Origin of the sequence: Thioalkalivibrio versutus (assembly GCF_001020955.1) — a bacterium.
Lineage (GTDB): Bacteria > Pseudomonadota > Gammaproteobacteria > Ectothiorhodospirales > Ectothiorhodospiraceae > Thioalkalivibrio > Thioalkalivibrio versutus.
Genome location: NZ_CP011367.1, coordinates 2,680,281 through 2,702,602, shown reverse-complemented (window position 1 = coordinate 2,702,602; position 22,322 = coordinate 2,680,281). Strand labels below are relative to the sequence as shown.

26 protein-coding genes and 1 tRNA gene are annotated in these 22,322 nt (G+C 67.3%); 22 read left to right on the top strand and 5 right to left on the bottom strand.

Going from position 1 to position 22,322, the window contains the following annotated elements:
* Nucleotides 1–37: 37 nt before the first annotated feature.
* Nucleotides 38–1,102: a class II fructose-bisphosphate aldolase gene (fba, locus tag TVD_RS12565; protein ID WP_018145142.1), complete on the top strand. Its 1,065-nt coding sequence runs from the start codon at nt 38–40 to the stop codon at nt 1,100–1,102.
* A gap of 131 nt (nt 1,103–1,233) precedes the next feature.
* Nucleotides 1,234–2,013: a lipid-binding SYLF domain-containing protein gene (locus TVD_RS12560; protein WP_047251737.1), complete on the top strand. Its 780-nt coding sequence runs from the start codon at nt 1,234–1,236 to the stop codon at nt 2,011–2,013.
* Here TVD_RS12560 and bioD read toward each other — a convergent pair.
* A complete protein-coding gene (gene bioD / locus TVD_RS12555; protein WP_047251736.1) occupies nt 1,953–2,672 on the bottom strand; it encodes a dethiobiotin synthase in 720 nt (239 codons plus the stop codon). The genes TVD_RS12560 and bioD overlap by 61 nt on opposite strands.
* Nucleotides 2,669–3,565 carry a phosphoribosylaminoimidazolesuccinocarboxamide synthase gene (locus tag TVD_RS12550; protein WP_047251735.1) on the bottom strand — a complete coding sequence of 299 codons (897 nt, stop codon included), beginning with the start codon at nt 3,563–3,565 and terminating at the stop codon, nt 2,669–2,671. The genes bioD and TVD_RS12550 overlap by 4 nt, the downstream gene beginning before the upstream one ends.
* Nucleotides 3,566–3,854: 289 nt before the next feature.
* On the opposite strand from TVD_RS12550, the gene purE reads away from it, so the two are divergent.
* From purE to trpC, 13 genes are all read left to right on the top strand, one after another.
* Nucleotides 3,855–4,364 carry a 5-(carboxyamino)imidazole ribonucleotide mutase gene (gene purE, locus TVD_RS12545; RefSeq protein ID WP_018145146.1) on the top strand — a complete coding sequence of 170 codons (510 nt, stop codon included), beginning with the start codon at nt 3,855–3,857 and terminating at the stop codon, nt 4,362–4,364.
* Nucleotides 4,361–5,530: a 5-(carboxyamino)imidazole ribonucleotide synthase gene (locus tag TVD_RS12540; RefSeq protein WP_047251734.1), complete on the top strand. Its 1,170-nt coding sequence runs from the start codon at nt 4,361–4,363 to the stop codon at nt 5,528–5,530. Before purE ends, TVD_RS12540 begins: the two co-directional genes overlap by 4 nt.
* On the top strand, nt 5,527–6,144 hold the full coding sequence (locus TVD_RS12535; protein ID WP_018168954.1) for a class I SAM-dependent methyltransferase: 618 nt from the start codon (nt 5,527–5,529) through the stop codon (nt 6,142–6,144). Before TVD_RS12540 ends, TVD_RS12535 begins: the two co-directional genes overlap by 4 nt.
* 2 nt (nt 6,145–6,146) lie before the next feature.
* Nucleotides 6,147–6,812 carry an energy-coupling factor ABC transporter permease gene (locus tag TVD_RS12530; RefSeq protein ID WP_047251733.1) on the top strand — a complete coding sequence of 222 codons (666 nt, stop codon included), beginning with the start codon at nt 6,147–6,149 and terminating at the stop codon, nt 6,810–6,812.
* 457 nt (nt 6,813–7,269) lie between these two features.
* The gene (locus TVD_RS12525) at nt 7,270–7,593 is read left to right on the top strand and encodes a c-type cytochrome (protein ID WP_018145150.1); all 324 of its coding nucleotides are present in this window, start codon (nt 7,270–7,272) and stop codon (nt 7,591–7,593) included.
* A gap of 193 nt (nt 7,594–7,786) precedes the next feature.
* A complete protein-coding gene (gene rpe, locus TVD_RS12520; protein ID WP_018145151.1) occupies nt 7,787–8,476 on the top strand; it encodes a ribulose-phosphate 3-epimerase in 690 nt (229 codons plus the stop codon).
* Between the two features lie 23 nt (nt 8,477–8,499).
* The gene (locus TVD_RS12515; protein WP_018168956.1) at nt 8,500–9,183 is read left to right on the top strand and encodes a phosphoglycolate phosphatase; all 684 of its coding nucleotides are present in this window, start codon (nt 8,500–8,502) and stop codon (nt 9,181–9,183) included.
* A gap of 94 nt (nt 9,184–9,277) precedes the next feature.
* Nucleotides 9,278–10,765, top strand: a complete 1,488-nt coding sequence (gene trpE / locus TVD_RS12510; RefSeq protein WP_018168957.1) for an anthranilate synthase component I — start codon at nt 9,278–9,280, stop codon at nt 10,763–10,765.
* A 9-nt stretch (nt 10,766–10,774) separates the two neighbouring features.
* Entirely contained in the window at nt 10,775–11,578 is an 804-nt protein-coding gene (locus tag TVD_RS12505) for an esterase/lipase family protein (protein WP_047251732.1), read from the top strand.
* A gap of 139 nt (nt 11,579–11,717) precedes the next feature.
* A complete protein-coding gene (locus TVD_RS12500; protein ID WP_018168959.1) occupies nt 11,718–12,311 on the top strand; it encodes an anthranilate synthase component II in 594 nt (197 codons plus the stop codon).
* Nucleotides 12,312–12,477: 166 nt separating this feature from the next.
* Nucleotides 12,478–13,707: a multidrug effflux MFS transporter gene (locus TVD_RS12495; RefSeq protein WP_018168960.1), complete on the top strand. Its 1,230-nt coding sequence runs from the start codon at nt 12,478–12,480 to the stop codon at nt 13,705–13,707.
* Between the two features lie 29 nt (nt 13,708–13,736).
* Nucleotides 13,737–14,771: an anthranilate phosphoribosyltransferase gene (gene trpD / locus TVD_RS12490; RefSeq protein ID WP_018145157.1), complete on the top strand. Its 1,035-nt coding sequence runs from the start codon at nt 13,737–13,739 to the stop codon at nt 14,769–14,771.
* On the top strand, nt 14,768–15,583 hold the full coding sequence (trpC, locus tag TVD_RS12485; protein ID WP_018937369.1) for an indole-3-glycerol phosphate synthase TrpC: 816 nt from the start codon (nt 14,768–14,770) through the stop codon (nt 15,581–15,583). Before trpD ends, trpC begins: the two co-directional genes overlap by 4 nt.
* Nucleotides 15,584–15,667: 84 nt before the next feature.
* Here trpC and crp read toward each other — a convergent pair whose 3' ends face one another.
* Nucleotides 15,668–16,315, bottom strand: coding sequence for a cAMP-activated global transcriptional regulator CRP (gene crp / locus TVD_RS12480; RefSeq protein ID WP_018145159.1), 648 nt, complete (start codon nt 16,313–16,315; stop codon nt 15,668–15,670).
* 197 nt (nt 16,316–16,512) lie between these two features.
* Between crp and TVD_RS12475 the strand changes: the two genes are divergently transcribed.
* Nucleotides 16,513–16,941 (top strand): OsmC family protein, encoded by a 429-nt coding sequence (locus tag TVD_RS12475; protein WP_047251731.1) that lies wholly within the window; start codon nt 16,513–16,515, stop codon nt 16,939–16,941.
* Between the two features lie 97 nt (nt 16,942–17,038).
* Nucleotides 17,039–17,848, top strand: coding sequence for an adenosylmethionine decarboxylase (speD, locus tag TVD_RS12470; RefSeq protein WP_047251730.1), 810 nt, complete (start codon nt 17,039–17,041; stop codon nt 17,846–17,848).
* A gap of 58 nt (nt 17,849–17,906) precedes the next feature.
* Here the strand turns inward: speD and coq7 are convergent, their stop codons facing one another.
* Both coq7 and TVD_RS12460 read right to left on the bottom strand, forming a co-directional pair.
* Nucleotides 17,907–18,548 carry a 2-polyprenyl-3-methyl-6-methoxy-1,4-benzoquinone monooxygenase gene (coq7, locus tag TVD_RS12465; RefSeq protein ID WP_047251729.1) on the bottom strand — a complete coding sequence of 214 codons (642 nt, stop codon included), beginning with the start codon at nt 18,546–18,548 and terminating at the stop codon, nt 17,907–17,909.
* Between the two features lie 60 nt (nt 18,549–18,608).
* Nucleotides 18,609–19,802, bottom strand: coding sequence for a (Fe-S)-binding protein (locus tag TVD_RS12460; RefSeq protein WP_205622077.1), 1,194 nt, complete (start codon nt 19,800–19,802; stop codon nt 18,609–18,611).
* A gap of 103 nt (nt 19,803–19,905) precedes the next feature.
* Here TVD_RS12460 and TVD_RS12455 point away from each other — a divergent pair, with 103 nt between their 5' ends.
* The 5 genes from TVD_RS12455 (at nt 19,906) to TVD_RS12435 (ending at nt 22,291) form a co-directional block, all read left to right on the top strand.
* Nucleotides 19,906–20,643 carry a DUF481 domain-containing protein gene (locus TVD_RS12455; RefSeq protein ID WP_047251727.1) on the top strand — a complete coding sequence of 246 codons (738 nt, stop codon included), beginning with the start codon at nt 19,906–19,908 and terminating at the stop codon, nt 20,641–20,643.
* An 82-nt stretch (nt 20,644–20,725) separates the two neighbouring features.
* A complete protein-coding gene (locus TVD_RS12450; protein ID WP_047251726.1) occupies nt 20,726–21,031 on the top strand; it encodes a (2Fe-2S) ferredoxin domain-containing protein in 306 nt (101 codons plus the stop codon).
* Nucleotides 21,032–21,096: 65 nt separating this feature from the next.
* Nucleotides 21,097–21,173 (top strand) — tRNA-Met (locus TVD_RS12445).
* A 112-nt stretch (nt 21,174–21,285) separates the two neighbouring features.
* The gene (locus tag TVD_RS12440) at nt 21,286–21,987 is read left to right on the top strand and encodes a M15 family metallopeptidase (RefSeq protein WP_047251725.1); all 702 of its coding nucleotides are present in this window, start codon (nt 21,286–21,288) and stop codon (nt 21,985–21,987) included.
* A 94-nt stretch (nt 21,988–22,081) separates the two neighbouring features.
* A complete protein-coding gene (locus TVD_RS12435; protein ID WP_018168968.1) occupies nt 22,082–22,291 on the top strand; it encodes a hypothetical protein in 210 nt (69 codons plus the stop codon).
* Nucleotides 22,292–22,322 lie beyond the last annotated feature (31 nt).

The following is a 22,322-nucleotide window of genomic DNA, read 5'->3' as shown; positions in this document are numbered from 1 at the left end:
TTCACTACCTCAGTCCGAATCCCGTAAGGAGGAATCCATGGCTCTAATCTCACTTCGCCAGCTTCTGGACCATGCCGCCGAGCATGGCTATGGCATGCCGGCGTACAACGCCAACAACATGGAACAGGTCCATTCGATCATGGAAGCGGCCGCTGCGGTCGACTCCCCGGTGATCATTCAGGCCTCCGCAGGTGCCCGCAAGTACGCCGGCGAGCCCTTCCTGCGCCACAACATCATCGCCGCCATCGAGCAGTACCCGGACATCCCGGTTGTGCTGCACCAGGATCACGGCTCCGAGCCGGCAGTCTGCCTGCGCTCCATCCAGTCCGGCTTCAGCTCGGTGATGATGGACGGCTCCCTGATGCCTGACATGAAGACCCCGGCCTCTTACGACTACAACCGTGACGTGACCGCCAAGGTCTCCGAGATCGCTCACGCCTGTGGCGTGTCCGTGGAAGGCGAGCTGGGTTGCCTGGGCTCCCTGGAAACCGGCATGGCCGGCGAGGAAGACGGTTCCGGCGCCGAGGGCCAGCTGTCCCACGACCAGCTGCTGACCGACCCGGACGAGGCCGCCGACTTCGTGAAGAACACCAAGTGCGACGCCCTGGCGATCGCCATCGGTACCTCCCACGGCGCCTACAAGTTCACCCGTCCGCCGACCGGTGACATCCTGGCCATCCAGCGCGTGAAGGAGATCCACGCCCGCATCCCGGATACCCATCTGGTCATGCACGGCTCCTCCTCCGTTCCGCAGGAGTGGCTGCAGATCATCAACAAGTACGGCGGCGACATGGGCGAGACCTACGGCGTGCCGGTCGAAGAGATCCAGGAAGGCATCAAGCACGGCGTGCGCAAGGTCAACATCGACACCGACCTGCGCATGGCCTCCACCGGTGCGGTGCGCAAGTTCCTGGCCGAGAACCCGAAGGAATTCGATCCGCGCAAGTTCCTGAAGGCCTCGACCGCCGCGATGAAGGACCTCTGCCAGGCCCGTTACGAGGCCTTCGGTTGCGCCGGCATGGCGTCCAAGATCAAGCCGATCTCCCTGGACGACATGGTCAAGCGCTACCTGTCCGGCGAGCTGGATCCCAAGGTCAACTGATCCTGCGGATTGCAGCACGAAAAAGGGGGCTTCGGCCCCCTTTTTTTGTGCCATGATGAATGTATTCGTTAGGGAGACGCCGACGCATTCGCGCGGCCGCGTCTCCCTTGGCCGTTCTGGAGGTTTCCACGATGCAACGACTGATCCTTTTCTGCCTGACGACGCTGGTGTTTGCCGCCATGGTGGGGAGCGCTCACGCGAACCCGTTCAGCCGCGAGATCGATCCGCAGGACATCATCGATCGCGCCCAGGCGACGGTGGAGAACATGGCCACCCACCCCGAATACGAGTCCCTTAAAGAGGACCTGCGCGACGCCCGCGGCGTAGTGATCTTCCCGCGCGTGGCTCGCGGGGCCTTCCTGATCGGAGGCTCCGGCGGCATCGGCGTGTTCCTGGCCTGGGACGACGAGCGCGGCGATTATTCGCCGGTGGCGTTCTACTCCCTCGGTTCGGTCAGCTTCGGCATGCAGTTCGGTGGTGATGCCGCCGAGGTGGTGATGGTCGCGCGCACCCAGGATGCGGTGGACTCGATGTTCGGATCCGCCATCCGCCTGGGGGGCGATGCCTCGGTGGCTGCCGGTCCGGTGGGTGCGGGCCGGAGCGCCACCCCGACGGCCGACTTCCTGTCCTACTCGCGGGCGCGGGGTGCCTACCTGGGCATGAGCTTGTCCGGCTCGCGCATGACCGTGCGCGACGACTTCAACGAGGCGTACTACGGCGAGTCCCAGCGCCCGGTGCATATCATCGAGACCCGCCGCGTCGACCGCGAGGGGACTCGTGCCCTGCGCGAGACCCTGGCCGGGTTCCGGGTTGACGAAGAGGAGGCCCCTGCGGCCTCCGAGGACCGCGGTCAGGAGCGCGAGTCCTCCGGCGGCGTGCGCCCGGACAACTTCGAGGTGGAGAGCTTCTGAGCCAGCGCCGCGCGGGCGATGCCTTCGGCTGACTCGATGATCGGGGCGCTCGTGCGTGAACGCAGCGCGGCGGCATTGTCGAGGCGCGGGTCGGCATCCGTCCGGCGCCGGTTCAGCACGATCCCGGCCAGTTGCAGGCCGCGTCGTTCCAGGGCCTCCAGGGTCAGCAGGCAGGTGTTCAGTGTGCCCAGCCGGTCCTCGGCCACCAGCAGGACCGGTAGCCCGAGGGCCTCGGCGAGGTCCGCGTTCAGGCCATCCGCGCACAGCGGCGAGTAGAAGCCTCCCGCACCCTCCACCAGCCGCGGGCCCGTGCCGTCGGCTGCGCAGGCCGCGGCCAGCTCCGCGATCGTCAGGCGCACGCCCTGGTTCGCGGCGGCCTGGTCCGGGGCGATGGCATCGGGGAAGCGCCAGGGCGTGACCTGCTCGATGGCGGTGTCCGGAAGGCCCGCCGCGTGGGTCAGGTTCAACCCGTCCTCGGGCCGCAGTCCATCGGGGCCCGGTGGGCACCCGGACTCCACCGGCTTGCGCGGCTGCGGCCGCAGCCCACGATCCCGCCAGAGTTCCAGCAGCGCGCAGCTGACGAAGGTTTTGCCGACGCCGGTGTCGGTGCCGGTGACGAACAGGCCCTGCGGGGGTGCTCCTGTCTGTGTCGGGCTCATGCGTCGCGGGTCAGGCGCTCCAGGGCCTCGCGATAGCGCGCCGCGGTCTGTTCCACCACTTCCGCGGGCAGCTCGGGGCCGGGCGACTGCTTGTCCCAGTCCAGGGTCTCCAGGTAGTCGCGTACGTATTGCTTGTCAAAGGACTCGGGGCTGGTGCCCTGCGCGTAGCGGTCGGCCGGCCAGAATCGCGAGGAGTCCGGGGTCAGGACCTCGTCGATCAGATGCAGGGTGCCGGCGGCATCGACGCCGAACTCGAACTTGGTGTCGGCGATGATGATGCCGCGCTCGGCCGCGTAGTCGCGCGCCATCGCGTAGATCGAGAGTGCCGCGTCGCGCACCTGCCGCGCCCGGTCCTCGCCGATGGTCGCCACCACGGCATCAAAGTCGATATTGGCGTCGTGGTCGCCGACGTCGGCCTTGGTGCTGGGGGTGAAGATCGCCTCGGGGAGCTTCGAGGCGAGCTCCAGGCCGGCCGGGAGCGGGATGCCGCAGACCGCGCCGCTGGCCTGGTAGTCCTTCCAGCCAGAGCCGATCAGGTAGCCGCGTACCACCGCCTCCACCGGCAGGGCTTCGAGCCGGCGGATCACCAGGCTGCGTCCTTCCAGCGGGGCACGAATGGCCGGGTCCGGGATCACCTGTTCCAGCGGGATATCGGTCAGCTGGTTGGGAATGCCCAGCTCGCGCTCCACCTTGTGCATCCAGAACTGCGTGATCTCCGTTAGCACTCGGCCCTTCTCGGGCACGGCCGTGGGCAGGATCACGTCAAAGGCGGACAGGCGGTCGGTGGTGACCATCAGCCAGTGGTCGGCGTCCACCGCATAGAGATCGCGTACCTTGCCGCGATGAACGAGTTCCAGGTCGGGGAGTTGGCTTTCAAGCAGGGTGTCAGTCATGCCGCGATTCTACCGGGCGCGGGCCTTGCGCACCACGAAGCCCACCAAGGCACGAAGAAAAGCGATCCACAAGGAGACGCGAGGATCGGCAGCAAGCGCATGGGCGCGTCGCGCCTTATCCGCCAGCCATTCACGCCCCCGCTTCGCTCTCACCAGTAAGGCCTTCCGGCCTCTGCGTCTCCCTGTGGGTCGCCCTTGACCGGCCTTTTCTTCGTGCCTTGGTGGGCTTCGTGGTGCGCATGGCTTGTCGGGTGGGGCCGGGGTCGCTATCGTTCGGGCCATGACTGAGATGGCAGGCAATTCGGCGGCGCCTCGCGTGGGCGTCGTGATGGGGAGCACCTCCGACTGGGCGACCATGGAGCGGGCGGTGGATGTGCTGGACGAACTCGGGGTCCCGTTCGAGGCCCGGGTGGTGTCGGCTCACCGAACACCGGATCTGCTGTTCGAGTACGCCGAGCAGGCACGCGAGCGGGGCCTGCAGGCGATCATCGCCGGGGCCGGGGGGGCGGCGCACCTGCCGGGGATGCTGGCCTCCAAGACCCCGGTTCCGGTGCTCGGCGTGCCGGTCGCCTCGCGCCACCTGAAGGGGCAGGACTCGCTGCTGTCCATCGTGCAGATGCCGCGCGGCATCCCCGTGGCGACCTTCGCGATCGGCGAGGCGGGCGCGGCGAACGCCGCCTTGTTCGCCGCCGCGATGCTGGCGAACCACGATCCCGATCTGCGTGAGCGTCTGGATGCCTTTCGCCAGTCCCAGAGTCAGGCCGTGCTGGGGCAGACCCTGCCACCGGACCCGTCATGATCCAGCCCCCTGCGACCCTCGGGCTGCTCGGTGGCGGGCAGCTCGGCCGCTATTTCGTGGAGGCCGCACAGGGTATGGGCTATCCCGTATGGGTCCTGGACCCGGACCCGGCGAGCCCGGCCGGGCGAGTGGCGGCGCGGCACCTGTGCCAGGCCTTCGACGACCCCGATGCGCTGCAGGCCCTGGCCGGGGCCTGCGCGGTCATTACCACCGAGTTCGAGAACATCCCGCGCCCGGCCGTGGAGTGGCTGGATGCCCGCGCCTGTCTGCGCCCGGGGCCGCGCGCCCTGAGCATTGCCCAGGATCGCCTGGAGGAGAAGGCCTTCCTCGGCGAGATCGGTGTGGCGGTAGCCCCCTGGCAGGCGGTCCTGGCCGGCCAGACGCCCGAAGTGCGGATGGACGCGGGAGGGCCGGCGTTCCCCGCGATCCTGAAGACCGCGCGCCTGGGTTATGACGGCAAGGGCCAGGTCCGGCTGGCGCAGGCCGGCGAGTTGCCCGCGGCGCATGCCGAGCTGGGGCTGGTGGACTGCGTGCTGGAGGCCCAGGTCGAGCTGGAGCGCGAGCTCTCGGTGCTGGTGGCGCGAACCGCGGACGGCGCGAACGAGGCCTTTCCGGTGGCGGAAAACACCCATCACGAGGGCATCCTGCACCTGACGCGGGTGCCGGCGCGGGTCGGCGACGAGCCGCGCGAACGCGCCACGGCGATCGCGCGGCACATTGCCGAGCAGCTCGACTACCAGGGGTTGCTGGCGGTGGAGTTCTTCCTCACGGTGGCGGGCGAGTTGCTGGTCAACGAGATCGCGCCGCGTCCGCACAACTCCGGGCACTACACCCAGGACGCCTGCACCGTCAGCCAGTTCGAGCAGCAGGTGCGCGCGGTCTGCGGGCTGGGGCTGGCCCCGGCCTTGCTGACCACGCCGGTGGCGATGGTCAACCTGCTGGGTGACCTGTGGCCCGCCGCAGCGGAACCCGACTGGCAGGGCGTGCTGGCTGCCGGCCGCGCGCGGCTGCATCTGTATGGCAAGGCCGAGGCCCGGTCCGGCCGCAAGATGGGGCACATCAACGTGCTCGGTCTGCCGGGCGAGGACGACGCCGGCGCCGCGGCCTCCACCGCCGAGGCCCTGTGGCAGGGCCTGGCCGAGGCTGTGGACGGAGGGGTGGCATGAAGGAGGGCTTCCCCACGATCCAGGCGCGGCGTACCCGTCAGGCGGAGCTGAAGCGCGACCTGGAGTTCGAGGACACGCTGGCCGGAGAACACCTGCGGTTCCGCACGACCTGGGGCCTGTTCTCGCCGCGCCGCATCGACGATGGCACGCGGATGTTGCTGGAGCGCATCGAGGTGGAGCCAACCGATGCCTGCCTGGATCTGGGCTGTGGCTATGGCCCGATCGGCCTGACGCTGGCGCGCAAGGCGCCACAGGGCCACTGCACGCTGGTGGACACCAACTTCCTGGCGGTGGAGTACAGCCGGCGTAACGCCGAGCTGAACGGCATCACCAATGTGGACTGCGTGACCAGTAATGGCTTCGCGCAGATCCGTGACCGGCGTTTCGATCTGGTCACCTCGAACCTGCCGGCCAAGGTGGGGCGCGAGATGCTCTACACCTACCTGCTGGACGCCCACGAGCAGATGAACCCGGGTGGACGCATCTATGTCGTAACCATTACCGGGTTGCGGCGGTTCATCGAGAAGGGGTTCAAGGAAGTGTTCGGCAACTACGACAAGGTCAAGCAGGGCCGCGAGTACACTGTCGCGGCCGCGGTGCGCGAGCCCGATTGAGCATGGTCGAGGGGGCGGGCGAACTGCCGGTTGCGCTCCGGGTGCTGTCCGCCGTGCTGCTGGGTGGCGGCATGCTGGTGATGCTGCGGCGCATGCCCTGGGAGACCTTCTTCGTGCCCGGCCGCGCTCAGCTGTTCGTGATCGCCACGCTGTGCCTGCTGCTGATCTGGAGCCTGCGGGCGCAGGCCCTGGATGGGCTGGCCCTGCATTTTCTGGGCATGGCCACCGTGACCCTGATGTTCGGTTGGCAGCTGGCGATCCTGATGGTCTTCCTGGTGGTGGCGATCCTCGGTCTGTTCGGCGTGCTCCCGCTAGCCGCCTTCCCGTTGACGGTGCTGCTGGCGGGCATCCTGCCGGTCGCGGTCACCTGGGGCCTGCTGCGGCTGTCCGAGGCGCGTCTGCCCGCGCACATGTTCATCTACCTCTACGCGGTCGGTTTCCTCGGCGGGGCGCTTTCGGTGGTTGCCACCGTGCTGGCCTCGGCGGCGATCTACGGGTTGTTCACCGAGCTCGCCTGGGCGGATGTCCATCGCGACTACCTGCGCTACCTGGCCCTGCTGGTGCTGCCCGAGGCGGTGATCAACGGGATCGTGATTACCGGCCTGGTCATGGTGCGTCCCGAGTGGCTGGCGACCTGGTCGGACGAGCGCTACATCCACGGACGCTAGGGAAACACTGATCAATGAACGCGTTCGCGTTGGTGCCCCAGGTTTTCCGAGACAAGGCGCGGCGCGCAGCCGGTAGTGGTTCTACCGGCAAGCGGCGCAACGCAGAATCGGGGAACCTGGGGTTCCAACCCCACAAACGGTTGAAGAAAGCAGGGGCTCGGCCGCTTTTGCGCGGGAACGGCGTTGCTGCTCCTTTGTGCAGAATGACTGCACGGCAGTCACCGCGCCTTGTTCGCACGCAAAAGCGACTCGAGCGCGAACGCGTTCATTGATCAGTGTTTCCCTAGGAAGGCTCCGGCCCGCGTTCTCCGACCGATCGAATGGCTCCATGGAGCGGCCTGTGGCTATGTCCCTGTTTGGTTCTATGTTAATGCACCATTCAGGAAAGCCCTGCTAACGTTTGCATCAAGACGGGGCGACGACCCCGCCCGGGAACTTGAGCGAGGAGACTACAATAATGAAAACCAAGCTGTTCGTGCTGGCCGGTATTGCCGGCAGTGTCCTGATGCTGTCCAGTGCGGCCCAGGCCGCCGATATCCAGGCGGGGCAGTCCAAGTACCAGAACACCTGTGCCAGCTGTCACGGTGCCCAGGGCAAGGGGCAGGCGATCTTCCCGGCCTTGGCCGGCAAGGATGCGGACACCGTGGCCAGTCTGCTGGAGCGCTATCGCGCCGGCGAGGAAGTCGGTGATCATACTGCGCTGATGCGTCCGCAGGCCCAGGGCCTGAGCGACGACGACATCGCCAACCTGTCCAACTACATCGCGACCGAGTTCAACTGATCCGGGCGCCTTGGTAGAGGCAAGAGAAGGCAGCAAACGGGCCGGGGGTTTCCCCGGCCCGTTTGCGTTGGAGTGCCGCCCGCTGCGACCACTGGCTTTTGCCTGGCATCCCGGCATCCGGTAAAGTTCGGCGATTCCGAGAGCACGGTCGACGGTCGGCCCTGCTTCACCAGCGATCCCTGCGAGGCTTTCCATGGCACAACCCGATTTCATCGCTCCGTCCATCCTCTCCGCCGACTTCGCCCGCCTGGGCGAGGAAGTCGACAACGTCCTGGCCGCCGGTGCCGACACCGTGCACTTCGACGTGATGGACAACCACTATGTGCCCAACCTGACGATCGGTCCGCTGGTCTGCGATGCCCTGCGCAAGCACGGCGTGACCGCGCCGATCGACGTGCACCTGATGGTCAAGCCGGTGGATCGCATCATCCCGGACTTCGCCCAGGCCGGTGCCAGTTACATCACCTTCCATCCGGAGGCCTCCGATCACATCGACCGCACCCTGCAGCTGATCCACGCCGAGGGCTGCAAGGCCGGGCTGGTGTTCAATCCGGCAACCCCGTTGTCCTATCTCGAATACGTGATGGACAAGGTCGACATGATCCTGCTGATGTCGGTGAACCCGGGCTTTGGTGGCCAGAAGTTCATCCCGAATACGCTGGACAAGCTGCGCGCCGCGCGCAAGATGATCGACGACTCCGGGCGTGATATCCGCCTCGAGATCGATGGTGGTGTGAAGGCCGACAATATCCGCGAGATCAAGGCCGCCGGTGCCGATACCTTTGTGGCCGGGTCCGCGATCTTCGGCGCCGGCAGCGACACCGACCCGAACCGCTACGACAGCATCATCCAGCAGATGCGCGACGAGCTGGCCAAGGCCTGAATCGACGGTTACCGGAGACCGGGATGTCCCTGAAACGCCCCCGCATGATCCTGATCGACCTGGACGGCACGCTGATTGACAGCGTGCCGGACTTGGCCTTTAGCGTGGATGCGATGATGCGCGAGCTGGGCCTGCCCGAACGCGGCGAGCCGGCCGTGCGCAACTGGGTCGGCAACGGCGTGGAGCGGTTGGTCCAGCGCGCGCTGGTCAACGACCTCGACGGCGAGCCGGACGCGGAGCAGTTCGCACATGCGCTGCCCGTGTTCATGCGCATCTATCAGGAGAACACCGCCGGGCGTTCGCCGCTTTATCCGGGCGTGCGCGAGGGGCTGGACCAACTGAAGGCCGCGGGCTACCGGCTGGGCTGCGTGACCAACAAGGCCGAGCGCTTCACCGTGCCGCTGCTGCGCGAAAAGGGCATCCTCGACGACTTCGAGATCGTGGTCGCCGGCGACGCCCTGCCGCAGAAGAAGCCGGATCCGGCCCCGCTGCTGCACGCGGCCGACAAGCTCGGCGTGGACCCGTCCGAGGCTTTGATGGTCGGGGACTCCAAGAGCGACGTGAAGGCCGCCCGCGCCGCTGGCTTCCAGATCGTCTGCATGACCTACGGGTACAACCACGGCAAGGATATCCGCGACGAGCACCCGGACGCGGTGCTCGATCGGCTGGACGAGTTGCCGGACCTGCTGCCCGCCCGGGCGGCGTGATCCGTGATGTCGGCAACGGACCGGACAATGGGGCGATGGCGAGACGGCGGATGAACCGCCACGCCATCCATCCCCCTTGTCAGGAACCGTTGTGATGACCCCCGAACAGTTCGACCAGCTGGCCCGCGAGGGCTATAACCGCATCCCGCTGGTGCGCGAGGTCCTGGCGGATCTCGAGACCCCGCTGTCCATCTTCCTCAAGCTGGCCAACCGGCCGTATTCCTACCTGTTCGAGTCCGTGCAGGGCGGGGAGCGCTGGGGGCGGTATTCCTTCATCGGCCTGCCGGCGCGCACCCTGGTGCGCGTGCATGGCCACGACATCACCGTGGAGACCGACGGCGCGGTGATGGAGCAGACCACCGAGACGGACCCGCTGGCCTGGATCGAGGCCTATCAGGCGCGCTTCAAGGCCGCGGAGCTGCCGGGGCTTCCACGCTTCACCGGTGGCCTGGTCGGCTATTTCGGGTTCGAGACCGTGCGCCTGATCGAGCCGCGCCTGGAGGGGCCGGAGAAGCCGGATGCCCTGGGGTTGCCGGATATCCTGCTGATGGTCTCCGAGGAGGTCGTGGTCTACGACAACCTCTCCGGGCGGCTGTATCTGGTGGTCCATGCGGATACGACCCAGGCCGGTGGCCAGGCCGTGGCCGCCGCCCGCCTGGACGAGCTGGAGACCCGCCTGGGCGAGCCGCTGGTACCGCCGGAGGATCCGCCGCATCCACACGCGGTGCCGGAGTATGTGTCCGGCTGGTCGGCCGAGGGCTATCAGGCCGCCGTCAAGCGGGCGCAGGAATACATCATGGACGGCGACGTGATGCAGGTGGTGCTGGCACAGCGCATGAGCGTGCCGTTCTCCGCACCGCCGCTGAACCTCTACCGGGCCCTGCGGGCGCTGAACCCGTCGCCCTACATGTACTACCTCGACCTGGACGATCACCACGTGGTCGGGGCCTCCCCGGAGATCCTGGTGCGCCTGGAGGACGACTGCGTGACCGTGCGTCCGATCGCCGGCACCCGCCCGCGTGGGCGTACCGAGGCGGAAGATCGCGCGCTGGAGGCCGAACTGTTGGCGGATCCAAAGGAGCGTGCCGAGCACCTGATGCTGATCGATCTGGGGCGCAACGATGTCGGCCGGGTCTGTGAGATCGGCTCGGTGGAGGTGACTGACACCATGAGCATCGAGCGCTACTCGCATGTGATGCACATCGTCTCCAACGTGGAGGGGCGGCTGGCCCCGGGCCACTCGCCGATGGATGTCCTGCGCGCGACCTTCCCGGCCGGGACCGTCTCGGGGGCACCGAAGATCCGCGCGCTGGAGATTATCGACGAGCTGGAACCGGTCAAGCGCGGGCCCTACTCCGGTGCGGTGGGGTACCTCTCGTGGTCGGGCAATATGGACACCGCGATCGCGATCCGCACCGCCGTGCTGCACGACGGTGAGTTGCACATCCAGGCCGGGGCCGGTGTAGTCCACGACTCGGTGCCGGAAAACGAGTGGCAGGAGACCCTGAACAAGGGGCGCGCGGTGGTGCGTGCGGCCGAGACCGCCCTGGGCGGTCTGGGGCCCCGGCGCCACCGCGACTGAGGGCCGGTCATGCGGTGCGGTGGCCTTCGCATCCTGTTGCTGGTGCTCGGGCTCTGGCTGTTGCCGGGGCTGGCGGCGGCGCAGATCGTGGTGCTGGTACCCGGGGCCTGGGATCGCGGCGACGGTTTTCGCCAGGCTGGGTTCACCGCGGCCCTGAACGCCGCCGGCTATGCCGATGGCGGGCGTGCCCGTGCAAACGTGGGCGCTGCGCACTTCGAGCGAGCTCCCGACCCCGCCGCACGCCAGTTCTATACCGTGGATCTGCCGACCGCTGTGGCTCCACCGGAACGGGCGCGGGCGCTCGGCCAGGTGGTCGATGGTCTGACCCGGCGCCACCCCGGCCGCGAGCTGGTGCTGGTCGGGCATTCCACCGGCGGGGTCGTGGCGCGCGAGCTGCTGGTGCGTCAGCCGCACCCGGCCATCTCCACCCTGGTGACCTTCTCCGCGCCGCATGCGGGGGGCGGCTGGTCCGCGCTGGCGCGTTCGGTGACGGATGCGCTGGCCGATTCCCCGCTGGGGCTGTACGCCCCGTTCGCCGGCGTGCAGGGGCTGCACCGGCGCGAAGGGCTGTGGGGCCCGGAGGGTGGTTCGCCGGCTGCGATGCATCTGGAGTGGCTGAACACGCAGGCGCATCCGCCCATCCGCTATGTCTCGGTCGTGCGCCTGGCCGACCCGTGGGTGGATGCCGCTAGCCAGGACATGAACCGCCTCCCGGCCCTGCGCGGACGGGCGCATACCCTGCCCAGCCCTGGCGGGCACCGGTTGGAGGCCGCCGACGGCACCCTGCTGGTGGCGCTATTGCTGCCGCGATGAAGGCGCGCGGTTTCGTCAGCGCGATTGCGGTTGCGGCGCAACCACTCGGGACCCGGGGTATGCTTGGTCCCTGCCTGGGTGCGCATGACCTCGGTTTTATTCGTCTGCCCGTTTCTTTCGGCCTCCAGGGACGTTCGCCATGATCCTGATGCTCGACAACTACGACTCGTTCACCTTCAACCTGGTCCAGTACCTGGGCGAGCTGGGGGCGGAGGTGGTGGTGCACCGCAATGACTGCATCACCCCGGAACAGATTGCGGAGCTCGACCCCACCGGTATCGTGATCTCCCCCGGCCCCTGTACGCCGAACGAGGCGGGGGTGTCGCTGGAGGTGATCCGGCGCTTTGCCGGCGAGATCCCGATCCTCGGGGTCTGCCTCGGGCACCAGGCGATCGGCCAGGTCTTCGGTGGCCGCGTGGTGCGGGCGCGCGAGATCATGCACGGCAAGACCTCGCCGGTGCATCACACCGGGGTCGGGGTGTTCGCCGGGCTGGAGAATCCGCTGGAGGCCACGCGCTATCACTCGCTGGTGGTCGAGGCCGCAAGCCTCCCGGAATGTCTGGAGGTCACTGCCTGGACCCAGCGCGAAGACGGCTCGCGCGACGAGATCATGGGCCTGCGTCATCGCGAGCTGGATGTCGAGGGCGTGCAGTTTCACCCGGAATCCATCCTGACCCGCCAGGGGCACGAACTGCTCGGCAACTTCCTGAGTCGCCTGCCCCAGCCGGCGTGAAGCGCAGGTCAATAGACACCTTTCCACGCGGCCCTTACTGCTTGTTCTGGACGGCAGGTGGGGTTCGCCTGGCCGCGCCTGCTGGCGGTATTGCGGCTCCCACCGCTCGCGCGGCGGCCTCTCGCGGGTCGTGCCCGACCGGTGTTCACTCTCGATTCCGGCGCGCATGCCTCGCTTGAGGGGCGCCGCCACGGAACGCCGCACGCGGCTGCGCTTCGCCCTGCTGGTAGCGCCGCTGTCCATGCTGGCGCCGTTCTCGCTGGATACCTATCTGCCCTCGTTTCCGGCGATGGCCGAGGCCCTGGCCGTCGATGGTGTGGCGATGCAGGCGACGCTGTCCGCCTATCTGGTCGCGTTCGCCGTTGCCACCCTGATTGCCGGCCCGCTGTCGGATGCCTATGGCCGGCGCCCGGTGGTGTTGTGGGCCCTGCTGGCCTACGTGTTGACCTCGGTGCTGCTGGTGTTCGCGATGGAGTACTGGCAGGTGCTGGCGTTGCGCATGGGACAGGGGCTGGCGGCGGCGGCCGGGGTGGTGGTCGGGCGAGCGCTGATCCGCGATCGCTTTGATCCCACCGACGCGCGGCGGGTGTTCGCGCTGGTCACCATGATGTTCGCGATCGGGCCGGCCGCCGCGCCGATCATCGGCGGCTGGTTGCAGGCGGCGTTTGGCTGGCGTTCGGTGTTCGCCTTCCTGACACTCTACGGCGTCTTCCTGCTGTTGGCGGTGCGCGCCTGGATGCCGGAGACCCTGCCGCCGGTCGGCCGCGTCTCCAGTCACCCGCGTCCGGTCATCCGGGGCTACCTGGGCACGCTGCACAACCCGGCGTTTCTGTTCCCGGTCGCGGTCCATGCGGGGATGTTCGGGGCGATGTTCCTGTTCATTGCCGCGTCCCCGACCATCATCTACGAGCACCTGCAAGGCGGGGAACAGGACTTCTGGTGGTTGTTCGGGCCGCTGGTCGCCGGGCTGGTGGTGGGCGGCTTCGTCGCCGGGCGCGTGGCCGGGGTGGTGAGCCCGCAGCGGGCCGTGGCCATCGGGCTCGGGCTGTCTGGGCTGTCGCTGGCGCTGGTGGGCCTGGCGGTGCTGGCCGACGGCCCGGTGGCCGCGATCACCGGGCCGTTCGCGCTATACAGCTTCGCCCTGGCCACGGCGATGCCGTCGCTGACCCTGCTGGCGCTGGATTGTTACCCCGGCGCGCGCGGCATGGCTGCGGCCATGCAGGCCTTCGTGCAGCTGGGCTTCAGCGCGCTGCTGGCGCTGTTCCTGGTCGACTGGCTGGACGATGCCATGGGGCGTCTGGTCCTCGCGGCGCTGCTGCTCTGGGCCCTGGCACTGGCCGCCTGGCTGGTCGCGCCGGGCGGTGGTCGTGCGGGCACCGCGCGGACGTTACACTAGCCGCTTCGAATTTCCGCAGGAGCAAGCCCGTGACCGTGCAGCAAGCGATAGCGGCCCTCATCGAGCGCCGCGACCTGGACGAGGCGACCATGACCGCCGTGATGCAGGCGGTGATGACCGGCGAGGCCACGGATGCCCAGATCGGCGCGTTCCTGGTGGCCCTGCGCATGAAGGGCGAGACCATCGAGGAGATCCGCGCGGCTGCCGGCGTGATGCGCTCGCTGGCCACGCGCGTGGATGTGCCGCGTACCGGGCTGGTGGATACCTGCGGAACCGGCGGCGATGCCTCGGGCACCTTCAATATCTCCACCGCCGCGGCGCTGGTAGCGGCTGCGGGCGGCGTGCGGGTCGCCAAGCACGGCAATCGCTCAGTGTCGTCGAAATCCGGCAGTGCCGACGTGCTGGAATCGCTGGGGATCTCGCTGGGCCTGTCGCCGGCGGCGGTGGGGACCTGTATCGACGAGGTCGGTGTTGGCTTCCTGTTCGCTCCCGCCCACCACGGCGCGATGAAGCACGCGATCGGTCCGCGCAAGGAACTCGGCGTGCGTACGCTGTTCAATGTGCTGGGGCCGCTGACCAACCCCGCCGGGGCGCCGAATCAGGTGCTCGGCGTGTTTTCCCAGGATTGGGTGCGCCCGCTGGCCGAGGCCCTGAAGGGGCTCGGTAGCGAGCACGTCCTGGTGGTGCATGCCGAGGATGGTCTGGACGAGATCAGCATCGCCTCGCCGACCCGGGTGGCGGAGCTGCAGGATGGCGAGATCCGCGAATACACCATCCGTCCAGAGGATTTCGGGCTGACCACCACCGCGCTGGATGCGGTGCGGGTCGACAGCGTGGAGGCCTCGGCCAGCATGCTGCGCGGCGTGCTGGACGGACAGGCGGGTGCGGCACGCGACATCGTGCTGCTGAATGCCGGGGCGGCGATCTACGCCGGCGGCGGGGCGGACACACTCGCAGCGGGGATCAAGGCCGCCGCCCGGGCGATCGATTCCGGCGCGGCGCGCGAACGGCTGGAGCGCCTGCAAGCGACCAGCGCAAGACTGGCAAACAAGGAAGCACAATGAGTGAAGGCAACGCAGTACCCGACATCCTGCAGCGCATCCTGGAGCGCAAGCGCGAGGAGCTGAAGGAACGCGAGGTGTACTGGCCACTGCGCGAGTTGCGCGGCTGGATGGGGTCCGCCCCGGCGCCGCGTGGTTTTCGCGCGGCCCTGCAGCGCGATATCGACGCCGGGCGCCCTGCGGTGATCGCGGAGATCAAGAAGGCCAGCCCGAGCCAGGGCCAGATCAGCCCGAACTTCAACCCCGAGGCGTTTGCGCGCAGCTACGAGGAGCATGGTGCGACCTGTCTGTCGGTGCTGACCGACGTGGACTTCTTCAAGGGACGCGACGGCGACCTGCGCGACGCGCGTGTGGCCTGCACGATCCCGATCCTGCGCAAGGATTTCGTGATTGATCTCTACCAGGTCTACGAGGCCCGTGTACTCGGCGCGGATTGCGTGCTGCTGATCGCGGCGGCGCTGGATGACACGGCGCTGCACGAGCTCTTCTTCCTGACCCGCGAGCTGGGCATGGATGCCCTGGTGGAGGTGCATGACGCCGAGGAGCTGGAGCGGGCCAAGCGCATCGGGGCCGACCTGATCGGCATCAACAACCGCGATCTGCACAGCTTCGAGACGCGGCTGGAGACGACGCTGGAGTTGAAGGATCAGGTGCCGGAGGAGGCCCTGCTGGTGACCGAAAGCGGCATCCACACGCGCGAGGATGTCGCGCGCATGCAGGCGGCCGGGGTGAATGCCTTTCTGGTGGGCGAGGCCTTCATGCGCACCGAGGACCCGGGTGCGGCCCTGGGCCAGCTGTTCCGCGGCGAACAGTAGCCTCTCCCAAGGGAGGGGCGAAGGCCCGGGCCGAAGGAGGCTGGCCCGGGTTTTATCTCGACGGAGGCTGCGGGGAATGCAGCGTCAGCGGGTGCCGAACACTACGATGGTCTTGCCGTGGGCGGTGATCAGGCCGCGTTCTTCCAGATCCTTCAGCACGCGTCCGGCCATCTCGCGCGAGCAACCCACGATACGCGCGATCTCCTGCCGGGTGATGCGCAGCTGCATGCCGTCGGGGTGGGTCATCGCGTCGGGCTGCTGGGCCAGGTCCAGCAGGGTGTGGGCGATGCGGCCGGTGACATCCACGAACGCGAGGTCCATCACCTTGCGCGAGGTCTGACGCAGGCGGGCCGCGATCTGGCTGGTGAGCAGCATCAGGATCTCGGGGTCGCGCTGGGCGATCTCGCGGAACTGGGTGTAGGGAATCTCCGCGGTCTCGGTGTCCTCGCGGGTGGTGACAGTCGCGCTGCGCGGGTCGTCCTCGAACATGCCCAGCTCGCCGAAAAACTCGCCCTTGTTCAGGTAGGCAAGTACCAGCTCATGTCCGTTGTTCTCGCCCAGTACCGAGACTGAACCACTGACCACGTAATACAGTGTGTCGGGTACGGTGCCCGAGTGAATGATCGTGGTGCGCTTGCGGTACTGGCGCCGGTGGCAGTAGCCGAGGAAACGCTCCAGCGCGGGCGATGGCTGCGCCGGGCGGTAAATGAACGGGTTGTTCAAGGCTTCCATGGTCACGTCCGATATCAGCTTCCTGAGGATGAGCGCCAGTGTAATGCAGCATCCGTGCCCTGCACCCCGGGGTAACTGGCACCGTTCACAAAATCTGCCGGCAGGGCCCTGTTTTGTGCAGCAGGTCCGCCCTGAGTAGAGTTCTACCCGAGTATAGGCATGGATTTCTCCATCCAACAGTGTGAAAGGACGAGCCGATGCAGGTAAAAGTGAAATGGCTGGACCAGGTGGCCTTTGTCGGCGAGACCGACAGCGGCCACGCGGTGGTGATGGATGGGGCGCCGGATGCCGGCGGGCGCAACCTGGGCGCGCGCCCGATGGAGATGCTGCTACTGGGGATGGGTGGTTGTACCAGCTTCGACGTGATTGCGATGCTGAAGAAGGCGCGTCAGCAGGTGCTGGACTGCGAGGTGACCGTGGAGGGCACGCGGGCGGAGACCGTGCCCAAGGTCCTTACCGACATTCATGTCCATTTTCGCGTGTACGGGCACGAGCTGTCGGAGAAGCAGGTTGGACGCGCGGTGGGACTCTCGGCTGAAAAATACTGCTCGGCCTCGCTGATGCTGGGGGCCTCGGCGAAGGTGACCCACGACTTCGAGATCATCGAGGGATCGGCGCCACGCTGAAGCTGCGCCCCGGCGATGCCCGGGCCCGTCCTTGGACTTGCGGGCCGGGGCGTCTACAATTCGCCGCTCGCTGCGGCCCGGGCCAAGAGGACACGCCATGCCTCGTCACAAGAAGCAGATCAAGCTCCACGGTTTCAACAACCTGACCAAGAGCCTGAGCTTCAATATCTACGATATCTGCTATGCCTCGGGTGACCGGCATCGCGACGAATACATCGCGTACATTGACGACGCCTACAACGCCCAGCGTCTGACGCAGATCCTGTCCGACGTGGCCCACCTGATCGGGGCCAATATCCTCGATATCTCGCGCCAGGACTACGATCCGCAGGGTGCGTCGGTGACCATGCTGATCTCGGAGGAGCCGGTGGCCACCGAAAAGATCGGGTACACCGAAGGCCCCGGTCCGCTGCCCGAGACGGTGGTCGGCCACCTGGACAAGAGCCACATCACGGTGCACACCTACCCGGAGGCGCACCCGGAGGGCGGGATCGCGACCTTCCGCGCGGATATCGACGTGTCCACCTGCGGGCGCATCTCGCCGCTGCGCGCCCTGAACTACCTGATCCACAGCTTCGAGTCCGACATCGTGATCATGGATTACCGCGTGCGCGGTTTTACCCGGGACGTGCGTGGCAAGAAGCACTTCATCGATCACAAGATCAACTCCATCCAGGACTTCCTGTCGCGCGACACTCAGGAGAAGTACCAGATGGTGGATGTGAACGTGTACCAGGAGTACCTGTTCCACACCAAGATGGTGCTGAAGGATTTCGATCTGGACAGTTATCTGTTCGGCCTGGGCAAGGATGATTATTCGGCCAAGGAGGCCAAGCGCATCTCCAAGCTGCTCAAGCACGAGATGATGGAGATCTTCTACGGCAAGAACATGAGCAGTCCGGGCTGAGTCGGTGCGCGCCGCGTGTTGCACGCGGCGGTGATCACCTGGTTCCCCGTGTTGCGAGTCAGATCCAGTAGGCGGTGCGCGTCATCACGCTGGAGGTCAGCGGCATCAGGAGGTTGCGTACCGGCCACGGGGGCGCCTTGCCGCCCAGTGCCATCGCGTGCGCGCCGTGTTCCACCTCGTCCTGCTTCATCTGCGCCAGGATGCGCGCGGAGACCTCGTCCTTGGCCGGCAAGCGCTCCAGGTGGCGGTCCAGGTGGCGCTCCACCTGGCGTTCGGTCTCGTCGATAAAGCCCAGGCTGTAGGCATCGCCAGTCAGCCCGGCGAGCGCGCCCATACCGAACGACCCCATGTACCAGAACGGCCCTAGCAGGCTGGTGCGGCCGCCCAGGTCGTGCACCCGCCGGGCGCACCAGTGCAGGTGGTCGCCCTCTTCGCGCGAGGCCTGATCCAGATGGCCGCGAATCTCCGGGTTGCGGGCCGTCAGCATCTGGCCCTGGTACAGCCCCTGCGCCGCGACCTCGCCGGCATGATTGACCCGCATCAGGCGGGCGGACAGGTCGCGTTCGTGATCCTCCAGGTGCGGCCCGATGTTGTCCCCGCCCGGGGAGGGCCGGCCGGTGGAGCGGGCCTGTCCGGAGACGACCTTCACGAAGGCATCTGCCTGGTTGATCAGGTGGTCCAGCGGGGAAAGTCGGCGCATGGTTCCGGTCCGGTTGGGCATCGTGGCGTATCCCAAGGGTACCGCAAGCGCGGGCAGGGATCAGCGTCCGGCGGAGTGGTGGGTGTGGTTTTTCAGACGCCGGGCCAGAAAGCGGGCGGGTGACAGGATTTCCGGCAGGTCCGAGTGTTCGCTTGCCAGCGCCCGCAGGTGCACGCTGCAACCAACATTGGGGCTGATGATCACGTCCGGGGCGTCGTCGGTCAGGGCCTTCAGGGTCTCGGTGCCCAGGTCGTCGGCCATGGCTGCCTGCGTCAGCATCGCGGTGCCGCCGGCGCCGCAACAGTTCGGTCCGTCGGCGACCGGCGCCAGCGTGACCCCGGGCAGGCGTTCCAGGAGCGCGGGCAGCTCGCGGGCCTCGCGGGTGACGTTGCGCAGGGTGCAGGGCCGATGCAGCGCGATGCGTATTGGCGTGTGGTCCCAGACCTCCCCGTTAGGGGCCGCATCCAGCCAGTCCGCCAGAAACCGGGTGAGGCTCTGGCTGCGCGCCGCCAGCGTGCCCTCGCGGTATTCGCGCAGCGTGGCCTCGCAACCGCTGTCCAGCGCGATCACCGGTACCTCGCGGGTGCCGAAGGCCTCGCCATTCCGCGCCTGCAGCGCCTGTGCCGCCGCGCGGTGGCCGGTGTGCTGGTCCAGCGCCCCGCAGCACACCTGGCCCTGGGGCATGGCCACGCGCACGCCGAGGGCGTCGAGGACCGCCAGAGCGGCTTCGAGATCGGGGCCGGTAAAGAAACGGTCCATGCAGCCGGTGAACAGCAGGGCATCGGCTGTATCCGGGCTCGCGGTCGCGTTCAGTCGGGGGGCGGGTGCCAGGGAGTCGCGGGTGTGGGCGAGACTGCGTTCCCAGCCGCCGCGTGGCAGCAGGCGGTCTACACCCAGGCGGGCGCCGGTGCGCGCCGCCAGCCCCCCGAGGCTGCGCAGGCTTGGATGCAGCAGGGCCTGGTGCTGGAGCGTCTGGCGCCAGCCCTTCGCGCGCGAGGGCCTGGCGGGGTGTTCGGTCAGGATCTCGCGGGCGCGGTCCATCAGTGCCCCGAAGGGCACGCGGGCCGGGCACACCACCTCGCAGGAACGGCAACCCAGGCAGCCCTCCAGGTGGCTGCGCAGGCGTTCGGATTCCGGATCCAGCCGGCCCTGGGCCAGGCCCTGCATCAGGGTCAGCCGCCCGCGCGGGGAGTCACCCTCGACCCCGTGCCAGCCGTAGGTCGGGCAATGCGGCAGGCACAGCCCGCAATGCACGCACTGGTCCGCGGCGGAAAGTCCCCTGAATCTCAGGGGCTGGTCCGATACCCCCAGCGGCTTTGCTAGGGTTTCGCCTTTATTCGATTCCGGGAGGTTTCCCATGCTCGTGCGTTCGTTCCGGCCCGTCGGGTCCGCGTGTGCTTCGCTCATCCTGCTGAGCATACCAGTCTCGCAGGCCCTGGCCTGGGAGGCGGAGGGCTGGCAATCGACGATTGAGCTGGGGGCCTCCAAGACCACCGGGAATACCGAGTCCACGACGGCCACCGGCCGCTTCCGCGCCGAGCACACCACCCTTGACTGGCGTAATCGCATCCGTCTGGACGCGTACTTCCACGAGGAAGACGACGAGACCACCGGCGAGCGCTACATCGCCGGCTATCAGGCGGACCGCAAGCTGGGCGAGCACGACTACTTGTTCGGGGCGCTGCGCTACGAGCGTGACCGCTTTAGCAACTATGACTACCAGGGTTCGGCCACCGCCGGTTACGGTCGTCGCCTGATCGACGGCGAGCGCGTGCGGCTGGACGGGGAAATCGGTGCCGGTATGCGCCAGGTGCGCATCCGCACGACCGGGGAGACCGACAGCGAACCGGTCGGCCGTCTGGCCGGCAACTTCCGCTGGGACATCAGCGACAACGCCCGTCTGACCAACGAGTCGTTGATCCTGACCGGCAGTGACAATACCGAAATCGAGAACATCCTCGCCCTGACCGCGGATATCTCCAGCCGGTTAGCCCTGCGTACCAGCTTCACCGTGAAGCACAACACGGACGTCGAGCCCGGCGTGAAGAACACCGACACCATCACGGATGTCAGCCTGGTCTATCGCTTCCGCTGATGGCCGGGACGTCAGGTGTTGTCGTCCACCGTTTCGTGGGTGGCAGCGTTATCATGAGCTGGATTGATCACCGGAGAGTTCCATGGGGTACTACCAGCGTCATATCTTCTTTTGCACCAATTGCCGCGAGGACGGCAACTGCTGCGAGGACCACGGGGCGACCGAGATGCGCGGCTATGCCAAGGATCGGGCCAAGGCGATGGGCATCCACGGCAAGGGCCAGGTGCGGGTGAATACCGCCGGCTGTCTGGATCGCTGCAACGAGGGCCCGATTGCGGTCGTCTACCCGGATGGCGTCTGGTACACCTACCAGGACGAACGCGACATCGACGAAATTCTGGAAGAGCACCTCAAGAATGGCCGTGTGGTCGAGCGCCTGCAGATCTGAACCCCGCCAGGCGCCGCGCTGGCTTGACTTTATGTGCCGGCCTCCGGAGAATTCGCAGCCCGCGTGGCTACGTAGCTCAGCTGGTTAGAGCACATCACTCATAATGATGGGGTCCCCTGTTCGAATCAGGGCGTAGCCACCACCGATTTCTCCAAAGGGGCTGCCTTCCGGCAGCCCTTTTTGGTGTTGGGCGGCGCTACCGGTTCTGGCTTTGCGTATCCTGACAGTGACGAAGGCGTGGGCAAGGGGGCGGTATGCGTGGCAAGCGGGCGATTCTGGCGGGACTTGGGCTGTTCCTTGCAATGACGGCAGGCGGGGTGTCGTACGCGGATGAGGCGCGTCCGGCAGGGTTTGTTGCGGCGGGTGACGTGGTAACGGACCTGGTCGAGGAGATCCGCTACTTTGGCGACGACAACTTCGTGGGCGAACCGATCGATGGTTACGAGTCCCCCGTTTGCATCCTGACGTCCCCGGCCGCCCATGCCCTCGCCCGGGTGCAGGAACGTCTCGCGGCGTTCGGGCTTGGTCTCAAGGTGTTCGACTGCTATCGGCCCGCGCGGGCCGTCGCGCACTTCGTGCACTGGGCGGAGGACCTCGGCGATACCCGGATGCAGGCACAGTATTACCCGGAAGTTGCCAAGGACGAGTTGTTCGAGCATGGCTATATCGCGGCCCGGTCGAGTCACTCGCGTGGCTCGACGGTCGATCTGACCTTGATTGATCGCGACTCCGGCGACGCGCTGGAGATGGGCACCGGCTTTGACCGGTTCAGTCCGCGCTCCTGGCCCGGGGATGACGGTGTTTCCGCACAGCAGCGGGCCAACCGCATGCTTCTGCAGCGGCTGATGGTAGAGGCGGGCTTCGAGCCCTACGAGCAGGAGTGGTGGCATTTCACCCTGGCGGACGAGCCCTTTCCGGATCACTATTTCGATTTTGTGGTCGGCCGGGGCCAATAGGCGCGCCGGAGGGCTTTATTGCCGCCTGTTCGGGGCTCGGCTAGACTGCGCGCCGGCCGGCCCGACTCACTGGGACCAACCTCGGATGAACGCCATGAAACGTTACGGAATCCGCATTCGCCTGCCGGAAGGCAGCACCCTTTCCATGCCGCACCTGCTGGGGGCGGACTGGGAATCCTATCGCTGGTATGACAGTGCGCTGGAGCGTGACAAGGCGCTGGCGGACATGCAGCGCGACCTCCCGAATTACCGCAAGGGCGATCACGTCGCCCAGGTCCTCGAGCGCGTCGAACGCGACGCCTGAGCCGGATTCGAATCCGTCGCGAACAGCGGCG